7 protein-coding genes are annotated in these 7,303 nt (G+C 70.5%); 1 reads left to right on the forward strand and 6 read right to left on the reverse strand.

Features of this window, described 5'->3' with window-relative positions:
• Nucleotides 1–234 precede the first annotated feature (234 nt).
• From QH276_RS28100 to QH276_RS28110, 3 genes are all read right to left on the reverse strand, one after another.
• Nucleotides 235–1,089 carry a TIGR02569 family protein gene (locus tag QH276_RS28100; protein ID WP_280397888.1) on the reverse strand — a complete coding sequence of 285 codons (855 nt, stop codon included), beginning with the start codon at nucleotides 1,087–1,089 and terminating at the stop codon, nucleotides 235–237.
• 235 nt (nucleotides 1,090–1,324) lie between these two features.
• Nucleotides 1,325–2,506, reverse strand: coding sequence for an adenylyltransferase/sulfurtransferase MoeZ (moeZ, locus tag QH276_RS28105; protein WP_280397889.1), 1,182 nt, complete (start codon nucleotides 2,504–2,506; stop codon nucleotides 1,325–1,327).
• Nucleotides 2,507–2,784: 278 nt separating this feature from the next.
• Nucleotides 2,785–3,840 (reverse strand): DUF3152 domain-containing protein, encoded by a 1,056-nt coding sequence (locus tag QH276_RS28110; protein WP_432278584.1) that lies wholly within the window; start codon nucleotides 3,838–3,840, stop codon nucleotides 2,785–2,787.
• A 226-nt stretch (nucleotides 3,841–4,066) separates the two neighbouring features.
• Here QH276_RS28110 and QH276_RS28115 point away from each other — a divergent pair, with 226 nt between their 5' ends.
• Nucleotides 4,067–4,723 (forward strand): TetR/AcrR family transcriptional regulator, encoded by a 657-nt coding sequence (locus QH276_RS28115; protein WP_280397890.1) that lies wholly within the window; start codon nucleotides 4,067–4,069, stop codon nucleotides 4,721–4,723.
• Nucleotides 4,724–4,774: 51 nt separating this feature from the next.
• Here QH276_RS28115 and QH276_RS28120 read toward each other — a convergent pair whose 3' ends face one another.
• The 3 genes from QH276_RS28120 to QH276_RS28130 form a co-directional block, all read right to left on the reverse strand.
• Nucleotides 4,775–5,002, reverse strand: coding sequence for a DUF3107 domain-containing protein (locus tag QH276_RS28120; RefSeq protein ID WP_280397891.1), 228 nt, complete (start codon nucleotides 5,000–5,002; stop codon nucleotides 4,775–4,777).
• A 280-nt stretch (nucleotides 5,003–5,282) separates the two neighbouring features.
• Nucleotides 5,283–5,987, reverse strand: coding sequence for a ferritin-like fold-containing protein (locus QH276_RS28125; protein ID WP_280397892.1), 705 nt, complete (start codon nucleotides 5,985–5,987; stop codon nucleotides 5,283–5,285).
• Nucleotides 5,988–6,028: 41 nt separating this feature from the next.
• Complete coding sequence (locus QH276_RS28130) at nucleotides 6,029–7,096, reverse strand: alpha/beta hydrolase (RefSeq protein WP_280397898.1); 1,068 nt, start codon at nucleotides 7,094–7,096, stop codon at nucleotides 6,029–6,031.
• Between the last annotated feature and the right edge of the window lie 207 nt (nucleotides 7,097–7,303).

Raw genomic sequence — 7,303 nt, forward strand, 5'->3', positions numbered from 1 at the left:
GCCCGGGCTGGTGCGCACCGCCGATATGGTTCGTTTCCTGGTGTGACGGGAAATGCGAAGGGGGGGGGCGGGGTTTTAACGGCCGGCCGCCGGACGACCGGGGGCGGGGGGGGGGGGGCGCGCGGGGGGGCCGCGGGCCCGGGCCCCCGGCCCCCCCGCGGGCCCCCCCCCCAGGGTCTCGCGCTGCCCGGGGGCGGGGGGTTAAAAGCCCGGCCGCCCCCTTCGCATTTCCCGTCACACCAGGAAACGAACCATATCGGCGGTGCGCACCAGCCCGGGCAGTGCTTCCGGGGTCGACCGGGGATGCAGCACATGCACCGCCAGCCGGAAGATCACCGCGCGCAGCAGCATCTGCGGCCATTCCGGCAGATCGGCCCACCGCTCCAGCAGCCCGTCGTCGGCCCCGCCCCACGACAGCGCGTCCACCACGATCACCCCCGCCGCCCACGCCGGCGGCCGCCAGTACGGGGTGATATCGGTCAGGCCGGGGGTCTGCGCGCCGGCGAACAGGACCGTCCCGAACAAATCCCCGTGGACGAGTTGCGCGGGGCTGCGGACCGGTTTACGCAGCGTGGCCAGCTGACCGATGAGGTCCACACTGTGCCGGCCGTCCGGCGAGTTCTCCATCACCGCGCCCGCCGCGCGCAACGTCCGCAGCGGCACCGTCTCCCAGGCCGCCCGATCCGCGGCCACGAAAACGTCCACGTCCAGCCACGGGGTCACAGGCGGCTGGGACAGGAAACGCGGCCGCTCCAAGGTCGCGGTCGCCTTGTGCAGGCGTAACGACACCGAGACCACCTCGTCGTGCCGCGGTTCCGGCGCACCGGGCATATAGGTATCGCACCGCCAGCCCGACACCACGTACCGGCCGTCGGTCGCCCGCACCGGCCGGGCCAGCCGCAACCCGTCCACCCGCAGGCTCTCCCGGACCTTGGCCGACCACGCCGCCCGGGCGTGATCGGCGACGGGGCTGAGCACCACGTCACCGAGGCGCCAGCCGCCCTCCCAGTCACCGAGGGCGACCGGATCCAGTTCGCGCAGACCGAATGTGGCCCGCACATGCTCGGGGGGTTCGACAGTGGTGGTCACGGGCCGTACCGTACTCCCGGCGCCGACCCCGTCCAGTGCGCCACACCGGGCCGTGGCCGGGCCGCGACACGCCGCCGCCCGCTGCGGTATCCCCCCGGCCCGGACGGTATTCCGGTACGGTCACCGCCCTGTCACAGACCGATCACCCGGGCCTTCCCGAGCGCCGGGAAGTCGACCCGGCTCCGGCCGGGCCCGCACGGACGGCGGCCGGTGGTCCGCCGCCCGCCTGCCGGGATCAGTACACCGGCAGTGAGGGATCCACCTGGTGAGCCCAAGCGATCACGCCGCCCTGCAGGTGGGTCGCATCGGCGAAACCGGCGCGTTTGAGCGCGGCCAGGGCTTCGGCCGAACGCACCCCGGTCTTGCAGTGCAGCACGATCTTGCGGTTCTGCGGAAGTTCGGCGAGTGCCTCGCCGGAGAGGATGCGGTCTTTCGGGATCAGCGTGGCGCCCTCGATATGCACGATGTCCCATTCCACGGGTTCGCGGACGTCGATCAGTTCCACATCGCCGGCGTCGAGCATGTCCTTGAGCTCACGCGCGGTCACGGTCGAGCCGGCCGCCGCGGCCTGGCCTTCCTCCGACACCACACCGCAGAAGGCCTCGTAATCGATCAGTTCGGTGATCGGCTGCCGGGCAGGGTCGCGGCGCAGCTTGATGGTCCGGTAGCTCATATCGAGGGCGTCGTAGACCATGAGCCGGCCGAGCAGCGGGTCCCCGATACCGGTGATGAGCTTGATCGCCTCGGTCACCATGACCGAACCGATGGACGCGCACAGCACGCCCAGCACACCGCCCTCGGCGCAGGACGGCACCATCCCGGGCGGCGGGGCCTCCGGGTACAGGTCGCGGTAGTTGATCCCGCGGCCGTCCGGGGCGTCTTCCCAGAACACCGAGACCTGGCCCTCGAACCGGTAGATGGAACCCCAGACATAAGGCTTACCGGCCAGCACGGCGGCATCGTTGACCAGGTAGCGGGTGGCGAAGTTATCGGTGCCGTCGACGATCAGGTCGTATTCGGCGAACAGCTGCACCGCGTTCTCCGGTTCCAGCCGGATCTTGTGCAGCCGCACATCGATCCCCGAGTTGATCTCCAGGATGGAATCGCGGGCGCTGTCGGCCTTGGGCCGGCCGATATCGGATTCGCCGTGGATGATCTGGCGCTGCAGGTTGGAGGCGTCCACCTCGTCGAATTCGACGATGCCCAGCGTCCCCACCCCGGCGGCGGCCAGATACAGCAGGGCCGGCGAGCCCAGCCCGCCCGCGCCGATCACGAGCACCTTCGCGTTCTTCAGCCGTTTCTGCCCGTCCATCCCCAGATCGGGAATGATCAGGTGGCGGCTGTACCGGGCGACCTCGTCCCTGGTCAGCTCCGCGGCAGGCTCCACAAGTGGGGGCAGGGACTTCGGTGATGACACGTCTGCGAACTCCTCGTATCGAATGGCCGGGTTGCGGTTGCGCGGTACGGCCGAACGGACGGTGACCCGTGGCCGCTGCGCCGACCGGTCGCACCGGCGTCGGTTCCGGGTACAACGCGGGTGCGCCGAGCATTCTTCCCGGCACCCGTCGGCACCCCGCGCCCAGGGCTCGGCAGTCGTACCGGCCGGCTCCCGGGCTGGGCGCTACCGGTCCCGGGGGGCTCGGTCGCCGGACCGCGACCGGCGGTCCCGCCCGCGGGTGAGCGCCGCGGCCGGGCTCAGCCGCGCGGATAGGGCCAGGGATTGAAGCGGCAGGTTTTCCCGTCCATCGGCACCACGCCGGACGGGTCCAGGGCGGCGATCTCGTTGTTCGCGGTGCCGAAGGTCTGCTGCATCATCACCGGCGCGAGCCCGCCCTCGGTCGCGCACGGCTGATGCGCGTGGTAGCCGATGGCGTGACCCACCTCGTGATTGACCAGGTATTGCCGATACGACCCGATATCCCCGGCGAAGGCCGGCGCACCGCGCACCCAGCGCGCCTCCGAGAGGATGACCCGGCCTTGATCGGAGTTGTAGCAGGACGAGTCGATCGGAATCTCGAAACCGCACGCCGTGCGGGTGGTGGCGCGGGCGGTGAGCGATACCCGGAAATCCGGTTCGCCGCGATCGATGCGCTGGAACGCGAATTTCCGGTCGTGGATCCAGCTCTTCGGATTACCGAGGGTGGATTCCACCAGCCGGGCCACCGATTCGTCGCCGCCGAACTCCCGGGTATCGATCCCGTTCTCGATCTCGACCGTGTAGGTGAAAGTGAACTGCTCCCCCGCACCGACCCGCTCGGAGGTGCCCGGCACGATCCGCCAAGTGCCCTTACCCGCCTCGGTGAACTTCCCGCCCGCGGGCAGGGCCCCGACGGGCAGGTCCGCGGGGAACTCGCCGTCACCCGGCGGCGCACCGATGACGCCGGCACTGGCCGGCGGGGTCCCGAGCACACCCGGTGCCGGGTCGGCGGGTTCGGCCAGGGTTCCCGGCCCGGCGCGGACCGCGTCGAAGACGACGACGCCGGTGAGGATCAGCAGCAGGGGCAGCGCGTAGGCCCGCCAGCCGTAGCGCGCGGTGAACCGCCGCAGCCGCGACCGGCCGGTACGGGAAGGCCCAGGAGTCGGCGGATCCGCGGTGGGATCCCAGCGCGCGGCGAGCGGCTGCCGGGATTCGTCCACTCGCACCAGCGCGGAGCCGGATCCGGTCGCCTGGTCGGCGACCGCGGCGTCCGGATCGTGGGGGCGGTGCGCGTCGCGCCCGCCGCCGGAGGAGCTGTCCGGTCGGTCGGTCACACAGTCCAGACTCTCACAGGCCCGGCGGACCGGGGAAACGGCGGCCCCCGGGGCTCCGGATACCGTCCGGTCCGGACCGATTGGAGCATCTGCGCAGCACAGGCATATCGCCGCTACCGGCACCGGGTTCGCCGACCCGGGTCGGCAACAGCCCGGTGAGCGAGTATGGTGCTCGAAAGACCCGGTACACACCCCTTTGCCGGGGAATCGACTGGGAGATCCGAATATGACCGACCTCGTGGACCGGATGACGTCGCGCTCCTCGTCCGGCACCGCCCCCAAACGTGGCACCCGGCTTCCACGTGACGAACGACGCCAGCAACTTCTGGCCGCGGCCAGTGAGGTCTTCGTGCTCCGCGGCTATCACGCCGCCGGAATGGACGAGATCTCCCAGTGCGCGGGCGTCAGCAAACCGGTGCTCTACCAGCACTTCACCAGCAAGCTGGAACTATATCTGGCGGTGCTGCAGAACTATGTGGACATGCTGGTGTCGAGTGTGCGCCAGGCGCTGCGCTCCACCACCGACAACAAACAGCGCGTCCGCGCGGCCGTTGCCGCCTACTACGATTTCGTCGACAACGAGATGCAGGGCTTCCGCCTCGTCTTCGAATCCGACCTCACCAACGAACCCCAGGTGCAGCGTCGCGTGGAACAGGCCACCGAAGCCTGCGTGGACGCCGTATACGACCTGGTCGCCCACGACTCCGGCCTCGACCCCTACCGGGCCCGGATCCTCGCCGTGGGCCTGGTGGGCGCCAGCCAGTTCACCGCCCGGTACTGGCTCGAGGCCGACCGGCCGATCCCCAAGGACGAAGCCGTCGACACGACGGTCGCACTCGCCTGGGGCGGTCTCAAACACGTACCGCTGCATCCGATCGGATAACGCACGAAGCCCCCGCCCATCGGGCGGGGGCTTCGATGTTCTCCGGCGGACCTAGACCGCGGCGAAACCCACCCGGCCGCCGGTGGCGGCGCCGATCTCCACATAGGCGACCTTCGCGGCCTGGATCAGGTACTTGCGGCCCTTCTCGTCGGCCAGCGTGAGCACCCCGCCGGCGGAACCCAGAGCTTCGGACACCAGGGCCTCGACCTCGTCCGGGGTCTGTGCACTGGAGATGACGAGCTCGCGCGGGCTATCCGAAATACCGATCTTGACCTCCACGGCCAACCTCCGAACTATGAGTCCTGTGTGCTGTCCTGGCAAGGTTAGTTGAGCCCGGTACACCGCGGGTACAGGCCGGGTGCGCCCTCAGCGAACAACGCCGTACACCGGCCGAGCCCACCCGCGGCGCGCGACCGATCGGGGCAAAGTCGGCGGCGAGTCCGGCGAGGCGCCCAGATGGGCCCCGGCAGCTCCCGCGTTCGGAAAGGGCCAGGGCGCCGCAGCAGAGCATCCCGGCGAGGATGGTGCGGGCCGAGCCACGGGTATCGGCCCGCCGGAATCACAATCCGAGGACCGCCATACGTTCCGAATGAGCGGTCTGCATGCGGTCGAAGAGAGTGGCGATGCCGTTGAGGTCGCCGGTGGCGGCCAGCACCAGTTCGGTGAGCTCGTCGCGCTGCGCCATCACATACTGGGCCTGGGTGATCGCCTCGCCGAGCAGGCGGCGGCCCCACAGGGTGAGCCGGTCGCGCTCGGACCGGCTCGCGGCCACCGCCCGGCGGACCTCGTCGATCACGAACTCCGAATGCCCGGTCTGCGCCAGCACATCACGCACCACCTCGGCCACATCAGGGCTCAGCACCCCCGCGATCTCCCGGTAGAAATCCGCGGCGATACCGTCGCCGACGTGGAATTTCACCATGGATTCCAGCCAGGTCGACGGGTCGGTGGAGCGGTGGTAATCGTCCAGCGCCCGGGTGAACGGCGCCATCGCCGCGTACACCTCGGCGCCGCGTGCGGTGAGCGCCGCTTCCAGCCGTTCGAAATGCGCGAGTTCGGCGGCCGCCATCCGGGCCACCGCGACCTTGCCGTGCAGGGTCGGCGACAGCGCGGCCTCCTCGGCGAGCCGGTAGAAGGCGGATATCTCACCGTAGGCCAGTACGGCGAACAGATCCGTGACACCGGGATGATCGGCGGGGATGAGTGCGGTGGCCTGCTCGCTCGGCGTGACACCCGGCGCGGCGGGTGACTGTGGTGCTCCCATGGAACTCCAGCGTAGTACCCGCCCGCGCCCGGCGATCGCGGTCACACCGGTGTGGTGAGGAACTTGTCGAGGTAGCTCCAGGTGGTGTCGCGGGCGGTGGCACCGGTCAGGATCGCCAGATGCCCGCCGGGTGCGGTCTCGTAGTGCACCGCCGCGGCGCCGGTGAGGGTACGCACCCCACGTTCGACCGCACGCGCCGGAGTGATCACATCCGACGGCCCGCCCACCAGCAGCACCGGCGCAGTGATATCGGCCAGCCGAATCGGCCCCGAGCCGAAATCGACCACGCCCCGGCCGATTTCGTTACGCAACACCAGATGGTTCCACAGCTGCTGATACATCCGCCCCGGATAACCCGGCATCTCCGACATGAACCGGTCGACGGCCTCCATCCGGGCCAGCGATTCGGTACGCGCCAGATTCCCCGCCACGAACCACGGCCGTTTGACCTCCCGATCCCACGCGGTGACGCGATAGGCGAACCGGGTCAGCGGCGCCGGCACCCCGCCCACCGCGCGCAGCGCCGCACCCACGGCGGCCCCGGTCCCGGTGCGCCGCGCCAGCGCCGCCAGGTGCGGTGTCCCCGGCATCGCGTTGTAGTCCAGCGGCGATCCGACCGCCGTAATGGACCTGATCGGCAGCTCGGCATCCGCGGCGGCCGCCAGCAGCGCCATGGTGCCGCCCAGCGACCAGCCCACCAGATCCACCCGCGGATCGCCGTCCGCACCCTCCCGGTCGGCGGCGGTGCGCCGGATGGCCTCGGGAATGATGTCGTACACCCAATCCTCGAAACCCATCCGGCGATCGGCGTAGCCGATCTCGCCGTAATCGATCACGTACGGCGAGCGGCCGGTCGCCAGCAGGAACTCCGCCAGGCTCTGCCCCGGCCGCAGATCGAAGCAACTGGCCGGCGCCGCCAGCGGCGGCACCAGCAGCACCGCGGGCCGCGACCGGCCGCGACCGGCCACCGGCTCGGGTTCGAAACGCCGCAACTGCCGATGCGGTTCATCCCACAACACGGTCGCGGGAGTCGGCCGCCGACCCTCCACACCGTCACCGAACGTCAACGCCCACGCATTGCGCGCGGCCCGCTCGACGGTCCGCGTCAGCTCCCCTTGGGGATCGACCACCCGCACCGCGCGATCCGCCAGAGCAATACCTCGATCTGCGATTCTCACTGTGTTATTTTGCGGCGCCTGCGGCACCGCGGGTTTTTGCCCCTGTGTTTTTGGTGCCGCCTCCGGCGGCACGGGTTTTGGCCCCCCTTGGTGGCCGCGGGGGGGGGGGGGGGGGGGGGGCGCCGCCCGCCGCCCGCC

Origin of the sequence: Nocardia carnea, assembly GCF_029869215.1 — a bacterium.
GTDB classification, from domain to species: Bacteria; Actinomycetota; Actinomycetes; order Mycobacteriales; family Mycobacteriaceae; genus Nocardia; species Nocardia carnea_B.